The following is an 18,232-nucleotide window of genomic DNA, read 5'->3' on the forward strand; positions in this document are numbered from 1 at the left end:
AGATAAAATCGTATGATGACTTCATACGATTTTTAGGCTGTTTAGAGAGGAGAACTTATGTCTCAAGTAAAAGGTTTGTGTGTCATGGATGTTGATGGAACCTTAATTCTAGAAGAAGTGATTGATTTGTTGGGAAGAGAGGCAGGCTGTGAGGAGGAAATTTCGCTGATTACAAGTCGGGCAATGCGAGGAGAGTTAGACTTTGAAAGAAGTTTACGAGACAGAGTGTCCTTCTTGGAAGGTCTTCCTATTTCGGCCTTTGATAAAGTCTTCAACTCTATTCATCTAACGCCAAATGCCCAGGAATTCATTTCCATTCTCCAAAAGAACGGCATCCTAGTTGGTCTGGTGTCCGGTGGATTTACTCCAATAGTTGAGAGATTAGCAAAATCTCTTGGAATTGCCTGTTTCTCTGCCAACCAACTAGAAGTCAAAGGTGGCTTTCTAACAGGGAAATTAGTTGGACAAATTATTAGTCCCGAGGTTAAAAAAGAGACTCTGGAACAATGGAGAAAGGAACTAAAACTTTCTAAAGAAAGAACGATTGCAATCGGAGATGGGGCCAATGATCTATTTATGTTGAAGTCGGCAGGATTGGGAATCGCCTTTTGTGGCAAAGAAGTACTCAAAAAAGAAATACCGAATCATGTTGACAAGAGGGATTTTTTAGAAGTTCTTCCTTTGATTGACTGTTTAGAATGAGGGAAAATATGAAGATTGTAATTGCACCAGATTCATTTAAGGAAAGCTTGTCCGCTCAACAAGTAGCTGAAGCAATAAAAAGAGGCTTCCAACAATCGATAGCAGATGTAGAATGTCTCCTCTGCCCTGTTGGTGATGGGGGAGAAGGTACTGTAGATGCTATCCGACATTCTCTTGACCTAGAAGAAAAATGGATCCAAGTGACAGGACCTTTTGGACAAAAAGAAGCCATGCGCTATTTTCAAAAAAGTCAACTGGCATTATTTGAAGTTGCCGACTTGGTTGGCCTTGGAAAAATTCCGCTAGAGAAACGAAATCCACTTCAAATACAAACTCGTGGTATTGGAGAGTTGATTCGTCATCTCATTGCTCAAGGGATTAAAGAAATCTATATCGGCGTTGGTGGTACGGCCAGTAATGATGGCGGTATTGGTATTGCTGCTGGATTGGGGTATCAATTCTATGATAAGGATGGAAATGTCTTGCCGGCTTGCGGTCAATCCTTACTAAAATTAGCTTCTGTTTCAACAGAAAATCGCTATGAAATTTCTGAAGATGTTCAAATTCGTATTTTAGCAGATGTCGTGAGTCCCTTATGTGGTCCTCAAGGTGCGACCTATATTTTTGGCAAACAAAAAGGCCTAGATCCTACTATGTTTGATGCCGTAGATCAGGCAATCCAAGATTTTTATGAAAAAGTCTCACCTGCAACATTGGAAATTAAAGGAGCAGGAGCTGGTGGAGGCCTTGCTGGCGGTTTGTGTGCCTTTGCTCAGGCAAATATCGTGTCGGGAATTGATACCTGCTTGAACCTAATCAACTTTGATAAGAAAGTTTCAAATGCTGACTTGGTTATTGTTGGAGAAGGAAGACTAGATTGTCAAAGCTTTGCTGGGAAAGCGCCTATAGGCGTAGCAAAAAGAACCCCTGTCGGAGTTCCTGTTATTGCTATTTGCGGTAGTCTCGCTGAAGATTTACCTTCCCTACCATTTGAAAATATCCAAGCTGCCTTTTCTATTTTGGAGAAAAGTGAACCTCTAGAAGAGAGTTTGAAAAATGCCAGTCTCTATTTGGAGCACACGGCTGCTAATGTAGGGCATTTATTAAATATGCGCAAGATTTAGCCAAACCATTTCTTCCAGATGGATGTTTTGGCTGGTTCTTCCTTTTTAACTTCCCAAAGTTTTGCAAAAGCAAGTCGAAGGTTCTTTTCTTCTACTTGAACTGGTGCATTGGTGTGGATAATAAGGCCAAAAGGAGAAGAAGTATGCTCTTCAGATACAATGGTAGCTTGACTATCAGTTTCTTTAGCTTCTTTTAAGTAGAAAACTTGCTTGTCAAATTCGATATTTGGTGAAATCTTCACAAATAGTGGTTCTGCTTTTTCCTGAAGGTTTTCTAAAATGGATAAAAAGCCTTTTTCTAACTGAGGGCTATTTGCTGTATCAATATCTGCATATCCAAGAACTCTTTCCTCAAAAGTACCAAGATAGCGTCTTTGCTCATCCGGATTTAATTTTGCTCCACCATGAGCTTTTTCAAGTAATTGTTTTGATAAATCTGTCATGAAAACAGTATATCATAAAAGTTAGAATAAAACAGACAAAAGAAAGCGATTACTTTATAAAGTTAAGGAAAATTTGCACAAAGATAACGTTTTTTCTTGAAAAAGGAGGGGTTTTAAGGTATTATAGAGGTGTAAAAAATTTAACTCATAAGGAGAGTAAAAAATGTCAATTATTACTGATGTTTACGCTCGCGAAGTCCTAGACTCACGCGGTAACCCAACACTTGAAGTAGAAGTTTACACTGAATCAGGTGCTTTCGGACGTGGTATGGTTCCATCAGGAGCTTCTACTGGTGAACACGAAGCAGTTGAACTTCGCGATGGTGACAAATCTCGTTACGGTGGTCTTGGTACACAAAAAGCTGTTGACAACGTAAACAACATCATTGCTGAAGCTATCATTGGCTACGATGTACGTGATCAACAAGCTATCGACCGTGCTATGATCGCTCTTGACGGTACTCCTAACAAAGGTAAATTGGGTGCAAACGCAATCCTTGGTGTGTCTATCGCTGTAGCTCGTGCTGCTGCTGACTACCTTGAAATCCCACTTTACAGCTACCTTGGTGGATTCAACACTAAAGTTCTTCCAACTCCAATGATGAACATCATCAACGGTGGTTCTCACTCTGACGCTCCAATCGCATTCCAAGAGTTCATGATCTTGCCAGTTGGTGCGCCAACATTTAAAGAAGCTCTTCGTTACGGTGCTGAAATCTTCCACGCTCTTAAGAAAATCCTTAAATCACGTGGTTTGGAAACTGCCGTAGGTGACGAAGGTGGATTCGCTCCTCGTTTCGAAGGAACTGAAGACGGTGTTGAAACTATCCTTGCTGCGATCGAAGCTGCTGGATATGTTCCAGGTAAAGACGTATTTATCGGATTTGACTGTGCTTCATCAGAATTCTACGATAAAGAACGTAAAGTTTACGACTATACTAAATTTGAAGGTGAAGGCGCTGCTGTTCGTACATCTGCAGAACAAATCGATTACCTTGAAGAATTGGTTAACAAATACCCAATCATCACTATCGAAGATGGTATGGATGAAAACGACTGGGATGGTTGGAAAGCTCTTACTGAACGTCTTGGTAAGAAAGTACAACTTGTTGGTGACGACTTCTTCGTAACAAACACTGACTACCTTGCACGTGGTATCCAAGAAGGTGCTGCTAACTCAATCCTTATCAAAGTTAACCAAATCGGTACTCTTACTGAAACTTTTGAAGCTATCGAAATGGCTAAAGAAGCTGGTTACACTGCCGTTGTATCACACCGTTCAGGTGAAACTGAAGATTCAACAATCGCTGACATCGCAGTTGCAACTAACGCAGGACAAATCAAGACTGGTTCACTTTCACGTACAGACCGTATCGCTAAATACAACCAATTGCTTCGCATCGAAGACCAACTTGGTGAAGTAGCTGAATACCGTGGATTGAAATCATTCTACAACCTTAAAAAATAAAATAGTTCAGTGAACTATTTTATCCCGAACCTTGAAATTCAAAAGTTCGGCCGTTGATTTAACAACGTTTCTAGCCCCTCGGATTTTATCCGAAGGGCTATTTTTGTATTTAGGGGGCAAAAAAGGGGCAAAACATTTCAAGACATCTCATTTACCAATAAATACGATTCAGCTAATATAATTGAAAATGATGGAAAAAAGGGTGAATTTATGATATACTTTAATGTAGGACCTTTTTAGAAATTTTGAAAGAGCATAAAAAATTTAGAATGAGAAAAATTGTTATCAATGGTGGATTACCCTTGCAAGGTGAAATCACTATTAGCGGTGCTAAAAATAGCGTTGTGGCCTTAATTCCAGCTATTATTTTGGCTGATGATGTGGTGACTTTGGATTGTGTTCCAGATATTTCCGATGTTGCTAGTCTTGTCGAAATCATGGAGTTAATGGGTGCTACCGTTAAGCGTTATGACGATGTGTTAGAGATTGATCCACGAGGTGTTCAAAATATTCCAATGCCTTATGGGAAAATCAACAGTCTTCGTGCATCTTATTATTTTTATGGAAGTCTTTTAGGTCGCTTTGGTGAAGCCACTGTTGGTTTACCTGGTGGATGTGATTTGGGACCTCGCCCTATTGACTTACACCTTAAGGCTTTTGAAGCTATGGGAGCAACTGTTAGCTACGAGGGAGATAACATGAAGTTATCTGCCAAAGATACAGGACTTCACGGCGCAAGTATCTACATGGATACGGTTAGTGTGGGTGCGACGATTAATACGATGATTGCTGCGGTTAAAGCAAATGGTCGTACTATTATTGAAAATGCAGCCCGTGAACCTGAGATTATTGATGTTGCTACTCTATTGAATAATATGGGTGCCCATATCCGTGGTGCTGGAACCAATATCATCATTATTGATGGTGTTGACAGATTACATGGAACGCGTCATCAGGTGATTCCAGACCGTATTGAAGCAGGAACATATATTTCCTTAGCTGCTGCAGTCGGTAAGGGAATTCGTATTAATAATGTTCTTTATGAACACTTAGAAGGATTCATCGCTAAGTTGGAAGAAATGGGAGTGAGAATGACTGTATCTGAAGACAGTATTTTTGTCGAAGAACAGTCTAATTTGAAAGCAATCAATATTAAGACAGCTCCTTATCCTGGTTTTGCTACTGACTTGCAACAACCAATTACTCCTCTCTTGTTAACAGCAGAGGGGCGTGGTACCATTATTGATACCATTTATGAAAAACGAGTAAACCATGTTTTTGAACTAGCAAAGATGGATGCAGATATTACGACTACAAACAACTACATTTTATATACCGGTGGACGTAGTTTACGTGGTGCAAATGTAAAAGCAACTGACCTTAGAGCTGGGGCCGCACTTGTCATTGCTGGTTTAATGGCTGAAGGCAAAACTGAAATTACAAACATTGAGTTCATTTTACGTGGATATTCAGATATTATTGAAAAATTACGTAATCTAGGAGCGGATATTACACTTGTTGAAGAATAAACCGTAGAGGTGTTTATGAATATTTGGACCAAATTAGCAATGTTTTCTTTTTTTGAAACGGATCGCTTGTATTTGCGTCCTTTCTTTTTTAGTGATAGTCAGGACTTCCACGAGATAGCTTCAAATCCAGAAAATCTTCAATTTATTTTCCCAACTCAGGCAAGTCTGGAAGAAAGTCAATATGCATTAGCGAATTACTTTATGAAGTCCCCTTTGGGAGTGTGGGCAATTTGTGACCAGAAAAATCAACAAATGATTGGTTCTATTAAATTTGAGAAGTTAGATGAAATCAAAAAAGAAGCTGAGCTTGGCTATTTTTTGAGAAAAGATGCTTGGTCGCAAGGATTTATGACAGAGGTTGTTAGAAAAATTTGTCAGCTTTCTTTTGAGGAATTAGGCTTAAAACAATTATCCATTATTACCCACCTTGAAAATGAAGCTAGCCAAAGAGTTGCTCTTAAGTCTGGATTCCGTTTGATTCGTCAGTTTAAGGGAAGTGATCGCTACACAAGAAAAATGCGGGATTATCTTGAATTTCGGTATGTAAAAGGAGAATTCAATGAGTAAGCATCAGGAAATTCTAAGCTATTTGGAGGAATTACCTGTCGGTAAAAGGGTCAGTGTTCGTAGCATTTCCAATCATCTGGGAGTCAGTGATGGAACGGCTTATCGGGCTATTAAAGAAGCTGAAAATCGTGGAATTGTAGAGACTCGCCCAAGAAGTGGTACTATCCGTGTTAAATCTCAGAAAGTTGCTATAGAGAGATTAACTTTTGCTGAAATTGCTGAAGTGACTTCTTCTGAGGTTCTGTCTGGTCAAGAAGGTTTAGATAGAGAATTTAGTAAGTTCTCTATCGGTGCCATGACTGAACAAAATATCCTGTCCTACCTTCATGATGGGGGACTCTTGATTGTCGGAGACCGTACCCGTATCCAACTGTTAGCACTTGAAAATGAAAATGCTGTTCTTGTGACAGGAGGNTTTCATGTTCATGATGATGTACTTAAACTGGCCAATCAAAAAGGAATTCCAGTTTTAAGAAGCAAGCATGACACTTTCACTGTCGCGACCATGATCAATAAAGCCTTGTCAAATGTCCAAATCAAGACTGATATTCTGACAGTTGAGAAACTTTACCGTCCGAGTCATGAGTATGGTTTTCTGAGAGAGACCGACACTGTTAAAGATTATTTGGACTTGGTGCGTAAGAATCGTAGCAGCCGTTTCCCTGTTATCAATCAACATCAGGTTGTTGTTGGGGTTGTTACTATGAGAGATGCGGGAGATAAGTCACCAAGTACCACAATTGATAAAGTCATGTCTCGTAGTCTATTTTTGGTTGGATTATCGACAAATATTGCCAATGTGAGTCAACGGATGATTGCTGAAGACTTTGAAATGGTACCGGTTGTTCGAAATAATCAAACCTTGCTTGGGGTTGTAACCAGACGAGATGTCATGGAGAAGATGAGTCGTTCCCAAGTTTCTGCTCTACCTACTTTTTCTGAGCAGATTGGTCAAAAACTTTCTTATCACCATGATGAAGTAGTGATTACAGTGGAACCCTTTATGCTAGAGAAGAACGGTGTTTTGGCTAATGGTGTATTGGCAGAAATTCTGACCCACATGACTCAAGATTTAGTTGTGAATAGTGGTCGCAATCTTATTATTGAGCAGATGCTAATCTACTTTTTGCAGGCTGTTCAGATAGATGATATATTGCGCATTCAAGCACGCATTATCCATCATACGAGACGGTCAGCTATTATTGATTACGATATTTATCATGGTCATCAGATTGTTTCAAAAGCAAATGTAACCGTTAAAATTAATTAGAAACTAGGAGAAAAAATGATAACATTAAAATCAGCTCGTGAAATCGAAGCTATGGATAAGGCAGGTGATTTTCTAGCAAGTATTCATATCGGCTTGCGTGATTTGATTAAGCCTGGCGTAGATATGTGGGAAGTTGAAGAGTATGTTCGCCGTCGTTGTAAGGAAGAAAATTTCCTTCCGCTTCAGATTGGAGTTGACGGTGCCATGATGGACTATCCTTATGCTACTTGTTGCTCTCTTAATGATGAAGTGGCTCATGCTTTCCCTCGTCACTATATCTTGAAAGATGGTGATTTGCTCAAAGTTGATATGGTTTTGGGAGGCCCAATTGCTAAATCCGACCTGAATGTCTCAAAATTAAACTTCAACAATGTGGAACAAATGAAAAAATACACTCAGAGCTATTCTGGTGGTCTTGCAGACTCATGTTGGGCTTATGCTGTTGGTACACCGTCCGAAGAAGTGAAAAACTTGATGGATGTAACTAAAGAAGCTATGTACAAGGGGATTGAGCAAGCTGTTGTTGGAAACCGTATCGGTGATATTGGAGCAGCGATTCAAGAATACGCTGAAAGTCGTGGTTACGGTGTAGTGCGTGATTTGGTTGGTCATGGTGTTGGCCCAACCATGCACGAAGAACCAATGGTTCCAAACTATGGTATTGCTGGTCGTGGGCTTCGTCTCCGTGAAGGAATGGTCTTGACTATTGAACCGATGATCAATACAGGTGACTGGGAAATCGATACAGATATGAAGACCGGTTGGGCGCATAAAACCATTGACGGTGGACTGTCATGCCAATATGAACACCAATTTGTCATTACGAAAGATGGACCTGTTATCTTGACTAGTCAAGGTGAAGAAGGAACTTATTAATAAAAAGTGAAAAGGCTGCTGGAAGTTGATTTTGAAAATAATCCAGTAGATCTTTTCATATTAAATAAACGCATTGTATCAAGTTTTTAAGTGCCTGATATAATGCGTTTTTCTGGCTTTAAAATTCTTACCTCAATATCTTGTACATTATTATCATTTCAAAAAATGAATTTTCTACAATGTTACACTTCAGGTAAAAAATATGTTTCAGATTTTCTGTTACAGAAATAGATATCATTATGAAATAATTATTTTATAATTACTACTATTTCTATAAAAACCACAAAGATATTGGCAAACTATCTGATAAAGAATTATTTCGTGTTGCCAACAAGGCTGCGATGAAGGATTTATTGCCTATCGTGGTTATGAGGTTTAATGAATCTTTAAAGATTGCTTTAGAGCCTTATCATTCAGAATTGTTTTTACATATTTTGAACTCTACTGAACGTGAAAGAAAGTAAAACCGAGAGGGTGTAGAGGAATTATATCTTCTTGATTTTAGTAGTCAATTCGATACTCTCACGACAGAAGATTTAAAGGATTACTTTGATGGAGAAATTATCATTGTTTCACGTTATTATTGTAGATTCTAAAAGAAATCAATTCAGTACATTACCTCTTTTTATTCTTTTTCAAAGGTAAATCCTTCTCCAAGGATTTCGTGGGCTTCTGTAATGGTTATAAAGGCTTGAGGATCGATTCGATGAATCATTTCCTTCATTTTCACAATCTCATTTCTTCCGACAATACAGTAAATGATTTTTAAATCTTCTCGACTATAATAACCTTGACCTGAGATGAAAGTAACACCTCTTCCTAGGTCATCATTAATCGCCTTAGCAAGTTGGTCAGGACGTTTTGTGATAATCATAAATCCTTTGCCGGCATATCCTCCTTCACCAATCAAATCAATGACACGAGAAACGATAAAATCAAATAATAGCGTGTAAGAAACCAATCTCAAGTCCTTGAAGATTAGGAGAATGAGCATGAGAATACAAAAATCTAAGATAAAGAGCAGTTTTCCCATGGATATATGAGTGTATTTATTGAGAATACGAGCTAGAATATCAGTACCACCAGTTGTACCTCCAGCATTAAAGATAATTCCAAGACCAATTCCCAATAGAATTCCAGCTATAAGGGCAGTGATTAGTAAATCACCTTGCAGATCAATATGAAGGGGAATACGCTCAAAAACAGCCAACCAGGCGGACAAAGCTAAGGTTCCTAGTAAACTAGAATAGAGAGATTTTGCTCCAAAAATCTTCCAAGCTAGGAGGAAAAGGGGAATATTAATCAGCAGGTTCATGAGAGAAACAGGGATTTTAAAAAGATAAAAGGTGATGAGGGTAATACCCGTCGCCCCTCCTTCAAAGAGATGATGGGGAACTACAAAATAAGTTAGCCCAAAAGCATAAATAGCAGCACCTAGTAAGATGGTTAAAATGGGATAAATTTTTTTAATCATAGGGACCTCTTTTCTTATAAGTAGATTATATCAAATTTTTAAGAAAAATTTGATTGACTCCATTAGGATTTTTAATCTTTTTTTGATATAATTAAAAGTAAGAAAACCAATCTGAATCCTAAAATAGAAAGATTGATACTATGACAAAAATTAAAATTGTAACCGATTCATCTGTTACTATTGAACCTGAACTAGTAAAACAATTAGATATCACTGTTGTTCCGTTATCTGTAATGATTGATAATGTTGTTTATTCTGATGCGGATTTGAAAGAAGAAGGTAAATTTCTTCAGTTGATGCAAGAAAGTAAGAATCTTCCGAAAACAAGTCAGCCACCTGTAGGTGTCTTTGCTGAAGTTTTTGAAGAACTATGCAAGGATGGTAGCCAGATTCTTGCTATTCATATGTCTCATGCCCTTTCTGGTACTGTAGAAGCGGCACGTCAAGGTGCTAGCTTATCTACTGCCGATGTGACAGTTATTGATAGTTCCTTCACTGACCAAGCCCTGAAATTCCAAGTTGTTGAGGCTGCGAAGTTAGCACAAGAAGGCAAAGATATGGAGGAAATTTTAACTCGCATAGAAGAGGTAAAAAACCACACAGAACTCTATATTGGTGTTTCTACTTTGGAAAATCTTGTCAAAGGTGGACGAATTGGCCGTGTAACTGGATTGTTGAGCTCCCTTCTCAATATACGTGTTGTCATGCAGATGAAAGACCATGAATTGCAGCCAATCGTTAAAGGTCGTGGAGCTAAAACTTTTAAAAAATGGTTAGATGAGTTGATAACGTCGCTCTCTGAACGTTCTGTAGCAGAGATTGGAATTTCATATTCTGGCAGTGCTGATTGGGCCAAAGAGATGAAAGAAAGCTTACAAGCTTATGTTGAAAAGCCAATTTCAGTTTTGGAAACGGGCTCTATTATTCAAACTCACACGGGTGAGAACGCTTGGGCTATTTTAGTACGTTACTACTCTTAAAAAAATAAATAAAATGGGAAGAAATAGCGTTTTTAACTTGACCTAAAAGGGATTTTAGGATATGATTATAATTGTTAATTAGAAATTAAATTGGAGGAATCATTAACATGGCAAACAAACAAGATTTGATCGCTAAAGTAGCAGAAGCTACAGAATTGACTAAGAAAGACTCAGCAGCTGCAGTTGAAGCTGTATTCTCAGCAGTAGCTGACTACCTTGCAGCTGGTGAAAAAGTTCAATTGATCGGTTTTGGTAACTTTGAAGTTCGTGAGCGTGCTGCACGTAAAGGTCGCAACCCACAAACTGGTAAAGAAATCACAATTGCTGCTTCTAAAGTACCAGCATTCAAAGCTGGTAAAGCTCTTAAAGACGCTGTTAAATAATCAGCCTTTAAAAAGCCTATTGTATCAAGCTTTCTAGCTTGGTCAGTAGGCTTTTTTGTGTATAGAGGGCAAAAAAGGGGCCAGAATCTGAATGAACTAGTACCGGAACAAATATTTCAAATATTGGCTAATTCAAATTGCGTAGCAGAAATCATACAAATGAAATTGATTATAGTAAAATAGGATATGAATTATTAAGAAAGTTGGTTCTTTATTGGAAACGATAGTATTTTCAATCTCTGTTTTTCTAGCGGGTGTTTTATCCTTTTTTTCTCCTTGTATTTTTCCTCTTCTACCAGTCTATGCTGGAATTTTATTGGATGATCAGGAAAGTGCAAAAAGCTTCTCTCTGTTTGGAAGGAAAGTCGCTTGGTCAGGTTTGATTCGAACGCTTTGCTTTATTGCAGGTATCTCTCTCATTTTCTTTATCTTAGGATTTGGTGCTGGTTACCTTGGTAATATTCTCTATGCCAATTGGTTTCGCTATACCATGGGAACGATTATCATCATTTTAGGCCTTCACCAGATGGAAATTTTTCATTTTAAGAAATTAGAGGTTCAAAAAAGCTTTACTTTTAAGAAATCAGAAGCCAATCGTTATTGGTCAGCCTTTTTACTCGGTATTACTTTTAGCTTTGGTTGGACGCCTTGTATTGGTCCAGTTTTAAGTTCTGTTTTAGCGCTTGCCGCTTCTGGAGGTAATGGTGCTTGGCAAGGTGCAATCTATACCTTGATTTACACTCTGGGGATGGCAATTCCTTTCTTGGTTTTGGCACTAGCTTCAGGCGTAGTTATGCCATATTTTAGTAAAATTAAACGTCATATGATGCTACTGAAGAAAATTGGTGGTTTCCTTATTATTTTAATGGGAATTTTATTACTATTAGGACAAGTAAATGTTCTAGCTGGAATTTTTGAATAAAGGAGAAAAAGATGAAAAAAGTAATGTTTGCTGGCTTAAGCCTCTTGTCATTAGTTGTATTGATAGCTTGTGGTGAGGAAGAGACTAAAAAGACTAAAGCACCAGAACAATCCCCAAAACAACAGCAACAAACGACTGTACAACAAATTGCTGTTGGGAAAGAGGCGCCAGATTTTACCTTGCAATCAATGGATGGCAAAGAAGTAAAGTTATCTGATTATAAGGGTAAAAAGGTTTATTTGAAGTTTTGGGCTTCATGGTGTGGTCCATGTAAAAAAAGTATGCCTGAGTTGATGGAATTAGCGGCGAAACCAGATCGTGATTTTGAAATTCTTACTGTTATTGCACCAGGAATTCAAGGTGAAAAAACTGTTGAGCAATTCCCACAATGGTTCCAAGATCAAGGTTATAAGGATATCCCAGTTCTTTATGACACCAAAGCAACCACCTTCCAAGCTTATCAAATTAGAAGCATTCCTACAGAATATCTAATTGATAGTCAAGGTAAGATTGGAAAGATACAATTGGGTGCTATCAGTAATGCGGATGCAGAAGCAGCCTTTAAAGAAATGAACTAGAATAGATAAAAATCTGATTACAAGAGAGTAGTCAGATTTTTTAGAAAAACATTTTATAAATATTCACAAATACCCTATATTTATGGTAAAATAGAATCATCATTTTATTTTGGAGTCAAAGATGAATATATTTAGAACAAAGAATGTCAGTTTGGATAAAACGGAGATGCACAGGCATTTGAAATTATGGGATTTGATTTTGTTAGGTATCGGAGCCATGGTAGGAACTGGTGTTTTTACAATCACAGGTACTGCAGCAGCAACTCTAGCGGGTCCAGCCCTAGTGATTTCAATCGTCATTTCTGCCTTGTGTGTGGGATTATCAGCCCTCTTTTTTGCAGAATTTGCTTCGCGAGTACCCGCTACAGGTGGTGCCTACAGTTATCTCTATGCCATCTTAGGAGAATTCCCAGCCTGGTTGGCTGGTTGGTTAACCATGATGGAGTTCATGACAGCCATATCGGGTGTGGCTTCTGGTTGGGCAGCGTATTTTAAAGGGCTTCTCTCTCAATACGGGATAGCCCTTCCTCAGGCTTTAAATGGTACCTTTAATCCTCAAGCAGGAACATTTATTGATTTATTGCCTATTCTTGTCTTGGTATTGGTGACCTCGCTTGTTTTACTTAATGCTAAAGCAGCCTTACGCTTTAATTCTATTCTAGTTATTTTGAAATTTTCCGCTTTAGCTCTCTTTGTTTTAGTAGGAATTTGGCATATCAAACTTGAGAACTGGAGCAATTTTGCTCCTTATGGTTTTGGACAAATCTATGGTGCTAGTACTGGTATTATGGCTGGTGCGTCCTTGATGTTCTTCGGTTTTTTGGGATTTGAATCCATCTCTATGGCCGTAGATGAGGTCAAGACTCCTCAAAAAAATATTCCTAGAGGGATTGTCTTATCGCTCTCTATCGTAACCATTCTTTATGCCTTGGTGACGCTTGTCTTAACTGGTGTGGTCCATTATAGCCATCTAAATGTCGACGATGCCGTTGCCTTTGCTCTTCGTAGCATTGGGATTAGTTGGGCAGCCAACTATGTGTCATTAGTGGCTATCTTAACCTTGATTACGGTTTGTATCTCAATGACTTATGCCCTATCGCGTATGATTTACAGTTTAGCGCGTGACGGATTGATGCCTGCCGCCTTTAAAGAATTAACAAAGACTAGCAAGGTACCAAAGAATGCTACTATCTTGACAGGTCTAGCTTCAGCAGCAGCTGCAGGAATATTCCCACTAGCCAGTATCGCAGCCTTCTTAAACATTTGTACCTTGGCCTACTTGATTATGCTGGCTTACGGCTTGATTCGCTTACGGAAAGAAAAAGGAATGCCCAAAGCTGGAGAATTTAAAACACCATTAGTACCCTTATTACCGATTTTATCAATCATCATTTGTTTATCCTTTATGTTGCAGTATAATATGGAAACCTGGATTGCTTTCCTAGTTGCATTGTTGATAGGAAGTATCATTTACTTTTCTTATGGCTATAAGCATTCTACCATAGAAGAATAAAGTGAGAATCTGTTGAGTTATTGAAACTCAGCAGATTTTTATATGTGAAAGAAATTTCAAATTTTTTCTAAAAATAGCTTGACAGATTAAATTTTTAGGAGTAGAATGTTTACCAGTTAATTAAATAGTTAAGGAGTTGTTTATGAAGAAACAAAGTTTATTTTTAGTATTGTTAAGTGTCTTTCTTTTGTGTTTAGGGGCTTGTGGCCAAAAGGAAAGTCAGACTGGGAAAGGGATGAAAATTGTAACCAGTTTTTATCCTGTCTATGCTATGGTCAAGGAAGTATCTGGTGACTTGAATGATGTTCGGATGATTCAGTCAAGTAGTGGAATTCACTCCTTTGAACCTTCGGCAAATGATATCGCAGCCATCTATGATGCAGATGTCTTTGTTTACCATTCGCATACTCTTGAATCTTGGGCGGGAAGTCTGGACCCCAATCTTAAAAAATCCAAAGTTAAGGTTTTAGAGGCTTCTGAAGGAATGACCTTAGACCGAGTCCCAGGGCTAGAAGATGTGGAAGCAGGGGATGGAGTTGATGAAAAAACGCTCTATGACCCTCACACTTGGCTAGATCCTGAAAAAGCTGGCGAAGAAGCTCAGATTATCGCTGATAAACTTTCAGAGGTGGATAGTGAGCATAAAGAAACTTATCAAAAAAATGCGCAAGCCTTTATCAAAAAAGCTCAAGAATTGACTAAGAAATTCCAGCCTAAATTTGAAAAAGCGAGTCAGAAAACTTTTGTAACACAGCATACAGCCTTTTCTTATCTTGCTAAGAGATTTGGATTAAATCAACTTGGAATCGCTGGTATCTCTCCTGAACAAGAACCAAGTCCAAGACAACTAACAGAAATTCAGGAATTTGTTAAAACCTATAAGGTTAAAACGATTTTTACAGAAAGTAATGCTTCTTCAAAAGTAGCTGAAACTCTTGTCAAATCAACAGGTGTGGGTCTTAAAACTCTGAATCCTTTAGAGGCAGACCCACAAAATGACAAGACTTATCTCGAAAATCTTGCAGAAAATATGAGTGTTTTAGCAGAAGAATTGAAATGAGGAAAGAATGAAAATCAATAAAAAATATGTAGCGGGTTCAGTGGCAGTTCTTGCCCTAAGTGTTTGTTCCTATGAGCTTGGACGGTATCAAGCTGGACAAGTTAAGAAAGATTCTAATCGAGTTGCTTATATAGATGGTGACCAGGCTAGTCAAAAGGCAGAGAACTTGACACCAGATGAAGTTAGTAAGAGAGAGGGAATCAACGCCGAACAAATTGTTATCAAGATTACGGATCAAGGTTATGTGACCTCTCATGGAGACCATTATCATTACTATAATGGCAAGGTTCCTTATGATGCCATCATCAGTGAAGAACTCCTCATGAAAGATCCGAATTATCAGTTGAAGGATGCAGACATTGTCAATGAAATCAAGGGTGGCTATGTCATTAAGGTAGACGGGAAATACTATGTTTACCTCAAGGATACTGCCCACGCGGATAATATTCGGACAAAAGAAGAGATTAAACGTCAGAAGCAGGAACACAGTCATAATCATGGAGGCAGTTCTAATGATCAGGCGGTAGTTGCTGCCAGAGCTCAAGGACGCTATACAACGGATGATGGTTATATCTTTAATGCCTCTGATATCATTGAGGATACGGGTGATGCCTATATTGTTCCTCATGGCAATCACTTCCACTATATTCCGAAGAGTGATTTGTCTGCGAGTGAATTAGCTGCTGCCCAAGCCTTCTTATCTGGAAAAGGTGGGCAATTAAGTACGGTTGAATATCGTTCAAGCAGAGCTGAAACAAGATCTAGTGTGAGAACGAGTCAATCTGAAACTCCTCAAAATCCTGCAACGTCTCCTGAGAGTCAAAATGAGGATTTAGCTAGTCTCCTTCAAGAATTGTACGCTTTGCCACTTAGCCAACGTCATGTGGAGTCTGATGGATTAGTATTTGACCCAGCACAGATTACAAAACGTACTGCCAATGGTGTGGCAGTACCTCACGGGGATCATTTCCATTTCATCCCTTATTCGCAAATGTCTGCCTTGGAAGAAAAATTGGCTCGAAATCTACCAATTGGAGGTCAGCCAATTCAAAGTCATGCTGATAATACGAAACCAAGTAGCCCTGAGAAAACAAGTTCAACACCAAGCTCAACGATTAAACCAAACTTTAATCTCAATACGCCGGCACCGAATCGAGGAACTGGAGGAGCCTATACAACGGATGATGGGTATGTCTTTAGTCCGACAGATGTGATTGAAGATACAGGTGACGCTTTTGTTGTACCGCATGGCAATCATTTCCACTATATACCTAAGAGTGATTTGTCAGCAGGAGAATTGGCTGCTGCCCAAGCTTATTGGAATGGTAAACAGGGTTCTCATTCTTCTACAAGCTCAAGTAAACCAAGTAGTGATAATGCTAAACCAGTCCAACCAAGTTTGACAGAGACTCCAAACCTGACTGTCACCCCAACATATCATCAAAATCAAGGGGAAGATATCCCAACACTTTTAAGTGAATTGTATGCTAAACCTTTATCAGAACGCCATGTTGAATCGGATGGTCTAGTCTTTGATCCGGCACAAATCATCAAACGTACAGCTAACGGTGTCGCAGTTCCTCACGGAGACCATTATCACTTTATCCCTTATTCCCAAATGTCACCGCTGGAAGAAAAATTGGCTCGTATGATAGCTGTCAAGGGACAAAATGGCAGTGTCTTGCCAAGTGTTACTCCTCTGAAGCCAGCCCCTACTACCAAACCTCAAGCACCAGTGGGAAATAAACCGACAGAATTTGATGTCAACCAGGTTGTTAGAAAAGTTGGCGACGGTTATATTTTCGAGGATAAGGGAGTCAGTCGTTATGTTCTAGCTAAAGACCTGGCCAAGGATAAGATTGACGCCATTGAAAATCTCTTGTCTAAGAAAACTCAAGAGACACATGCCCTAGTTGCGAAGAAAGAAAATGTCGTTCCTCGTGACCAAGAATTTTATGATAAAGCATATAATTTATTGGCCGAGGCTCATAAAGCCTTGTCTGAAAATAAGGGTCGTACTTCTGATTTCCAAGCCTTAGACAAATTAGCAGAACGCTTGAATGATGAATCTTCTAATAAAGGAAAATTGGTAGATGATTTATTGTCATTCCTAGCACCAATTACTCATCCAGAACGTCTTGGTAAACCAAATTCTCAAATTGCTTATACAGACGATGAAATTAAATTAGCGAAATTAGCAGGTAAGTATACAACAGAAGATGGCTATATCTTTGACACTCGTGATATTACCAGTGATGAGGGAGATGCTTATGTAACTCCACATATGTCCCATAGTCATTGGATTAAGAAAGAGAGCTTGTCTGAAGCTGAAAGAGTGGCAGCCCAGGCTTATGCTAAAGAGAAAGGTTTGATACCTCCTTCAACAGAGAATCAGGGTTCAGGAAATACTGAGGTTAAAGGAGTAGAAGCAATCTATAATAAAGTGGAAGCAGCTAAGAAGGTCCCACTTGATCATATTCCTTACAATCTACAACATACTGTTGAAGTTAAAAATGGTAGCTTAATTATACCTCATTACGACCATTACCATAACATTAAATTTGGTTGGTTTGACGAAGGACTCTATGAAGCACCTAAGGGTTATAGCCTTGAGGATCTCTTTGCGACTGTAAAATATTATGTTGAACATCCTGAAGAACGTCCTCACTCAGATAATGGTTGGGGAAATGCCAGCGACCATGTTCGTAAAAATAAGGCAGACAAAGACAGTAAATCTGATGAAGATAAGGAAGATCATCATGAATCAGTCGAGTCAACCCGTCCTGAATCCAATGAAAAAGAAAATCATACAGGTTCAACCCCTTCAGTAGATAATCTTTATAAACCGAGCACTGATGAAGACGAGACAGAAGAAGTACCTAAAGATACAACAGACGAAGCTGAAGTACCTCAAGTAGAAACCGAAAAAGTAGAAGCCAAACTCAAAGAAGTAGAAGCTCTACTTGCTAAAGTAACGGATGCTAGTTTGAAAGACAATGTGACAGAGAGCCTATCTGGTTTACGAAATAATCTGAGTCTCCAAACCATGGATAATAATGGTATCATGGCAGAAGCAGAAAAATTACTTGCGTTGTTAAAAGGTAGTGAGTCAGTTACGACGAAACCAGAAGCATAAGTTTATCCTATTAAATCAATATGATGTAAGAGTCAGTAGCAATACTGGCTTTTATTTTTTAAATGACATAAAAATCTTGACAGATAAACTTAAAAAAGGTAAACTATTTACTGGTTAATTAATTGGTTAAATAACCATTTGAGAAAAAACTGTTTAACCGAGAAAAGAAGTTAAGAAAAGCTTCATCATTTATTGAAATGAGGGATT

The 18,232-nt window shown here is 38.6% G+C and carries 16 protein-coding genes and 1 pseudogene; 15 read left to right on the forward strand and 2 right to left on the reverse strand.

What is annotated here, in order from left to right; all coding sequences use genetic code 11:
* The first annotated feature begins 57 nt into the window (after positions 1–57).
* A complete protein-coding gene (gene serB / locus D8848_RS06110; protein ID WP_125443194.1) occupies positions 58–702 on the forward strand; it encodes a phosphoserine phosphatase SerB in 645 nt (214 codons plus the stop codon).
* A gap of 8 nt (positions 703–710) precedes the next feature.
* The gene (locus tag D8848_RS06115) at positions 711–1,826 is read left to right on the forward strand and encodes a glycerate kinase (protein WP_125443195.1); all 1,116 of its coding nucleotides are present in this window, start codon (positions 711–713) and stop codon (positions 1,824–1,826) included.
* Here the strand turns inward: D8848_RS06115 and D8848_RS06120 are convergent.
* On the reverse strand, positions 1,823–2,269 hold the full coding sequence (locus D8848_RS06120) for a DUF1694 domain-containing protein (protein ID WP_049501770.1): 447 nt from the start codon (positions 2,267–2,269) through the stop codon (positions 1,823–1,825). The genes D8848_RS06115 and D8848_RS06120 overlap by 4 nt on opposite strands.
* Positions 2,270–2,432: 163 nt before the next feature.
* Between D8848_RS06120 and eno the strand changes: the two genes are divergently transcribed.
* The 6 genes and pseudogenes from eno to D8848_RS06150 form a co-directional block, all read left to right on the forward strand.
* Complete coding sequence (gene eno / locus D8848_RS06125; protein WP_000022813.1) at positions 2,433–3,737, forward strand: surface-displayed alpha-enolase; 1,305 nt, start codon at positions 2,433–2,435, stop codon at positions 3,735–3,737.
* A gap of 269 nt (positions 3,738–4,006) precedes the next feature.
* Positions 4,007–5,266 carry a UDP-N-acetylglucosamine 1-carboxyvinyltransferase gene (locus D8848_RS06130; RefSeq protein ID WP_061864672.1) on the forward strand — a complete coding sequence of 420 codons (1,260 nt, stop codon included), beginning with the start codon at positions 4,007–4,009 and terminating at the stop codon, positions 5,264–5,266.
* A gap of 15 nt (positions 5,267–5,281) precedes the next feature.
* Complete coding sequence (locus tag D8848_RS06135) at positions 5,282–5,833, forward strand: GNAT family N-acetyltransferase (RefSeq protein WP_060628259.1); 552 nt, start codon at positions 5,282–5,284, stop codon at positions 5,831–5,833.
* Positions 5,826–7,103: a CBS-HotDog domain-containing transcription factor SpxR gene (gene spxR, locus D8848_RS06140; protein WP_004254268.1), complete on the forward strand. Its 1,278-nt coding sequence runs from the start codon at positions 5,826–5,828 to the stop codon at positions 7,101–7,103. The genes D8848_RS06135 and spxR overlap by 8 nt, the downstream gene beginning before the upstream one ends.
* A 15-nt stretch (positions 7,104–7,118) precedes the next feature.
* Positions 7,119–7,979, forward strand: a complete 861-nt coding sequence (locus D8848_RS06145) for a methionyl aminopeptidase (RefSeq protein ID WP_000631543.1) — start codon at positions 7,119–7,121, stop codon at positions 7,977–7,979.
* 290 nt (positions 7,980–8,269) lie between these two features.
* A pseudogene (locus D8848_RS06150) lies at positions 8,270–8,551 on the forward strand (nucleotidyl transferase family protein); the annotation flags it as partial.
* A 53-nt stretch (positions 8,552–8,604) separates the two neighbouring features.
* On the opposite strand, the gene D8848_RS06155 reads toward D8848_RS06150, so the two are convergent.
* Positions 8,605–9,453 carry a YitT family protein gene (locus tag D8848_RS06155; RefSeq protein ID WP_060628261.1) on the reverse strand — a complete coding sequence of 283 codons (849 nt, stop codon included), beginning with the start codon at positions 9,451–9,453 and terminating at the stop codon, positions 8,605–8,607.
* Positions 9,454–9,593: 140 nt separating this feature from the next.
* Here D8848_RS06155 and D8848_RS06160 point away from each other — a divergent pair, with 140 nt between their 5' ends.
* The 7 genes from D8848_RS06160 (at position 9,594) to D8848_RS06190 (ending at position 18,025) form a co-directional block, all read left to right on the forward strand.
* Complete coding sequence (locus D8848_RS06160; RefSeq protein WP_060628263.1) at positions 9,594–10,433, forward strand: DegV family protein; 840 nt, start codon at positions 9,594–9,596, stop codon at positions 10,431–10,433.
* A gap of 107 nt (positions 10,434–10,540) precedes the next feature.
* Positions 10,541–10,816, forward strand: coding sequence for an HU family DNA-binding protein (locus D8848_RS06165; RefSeq protein WP_001284642.1), 276 nt, complete (start codon positions 10,541–10,543; stop codon positions 10,814–10,816).
* A gap of 214 nt (positions 10,817–11,030) precedes the next feature.
* The gene (gene ccdA2 / locus D8848_RS06170) at positions 11,031–11,738 is read left to right on the forward strand and encodes a thiol-disulfide oxidoreductase-associated membrane protein CcdA2 (RefSeq protein ID WP_060628265.1); all 708 of its coding nucleotides are present in this window, start codon (positions 11,031–11,033) and stop codon (positions 11,736–11,738) included.
* Between the two features lie 11 nt (positions 11,739–11,749).
* Entirely contained in the window at positions 11,750–12,316 is a 567-nt protein-coding gene (gene sdbB / locus D8848_RS06175; protein WP_060628266.1) for a thiol-disulfide oxidoreductase-associated lipoprotein SdbB, read from the forward strand.
* A 121-nt stretch (positions 12,317–12,437) separates the two neighbouring features.
* Complete coding sequence (locus D8848_RS06180; protein WP_125443196.1) at positions 12,438–13,829, forward strand: APC family permease; 1,392 nt, start codon at positions 12,438–12,440, stop codon at positions 13,827–13,829.
* Positions 13,830–13,971: 142 nt separating this feature from the next.
* The gene (gene adcAII / locus D8848_RS06185; protein WP_125443197.1) at positions 13,972–14,889 is read left to right on the forward strand and encodes a zinc-binding lipoprotein AdcAII; all 918 of its coding nucleotides are present in this window, start codon (positions 13,972–13,974) and stop codon (positions 14,887–14,889) included.
* Between the two features lie 7 nt (positions 14,890–14,896).
* Positions 14,897–18,025, forward strand: a complete 3,129-nt coding sequence (locus D8848_RS06190) for a pneumococcal-type histidine triad protein (protein WP_125443198.1) — start codon at positions 14,897–14,899, stop codon at positions 18,023–18,025.
* The last annotated feature ends 207 nt before the right edge of the window (positions 18,026–18,232 follow it).

It is taken from the genome of Streptococcus mitis, assembly GCF_003942775.1.
GTDB lineage: Bacteria > Bacillota > Bacilli > Lactobacillales > Streptococcaceae > Streptococcus > Streptococcus mitis_CN.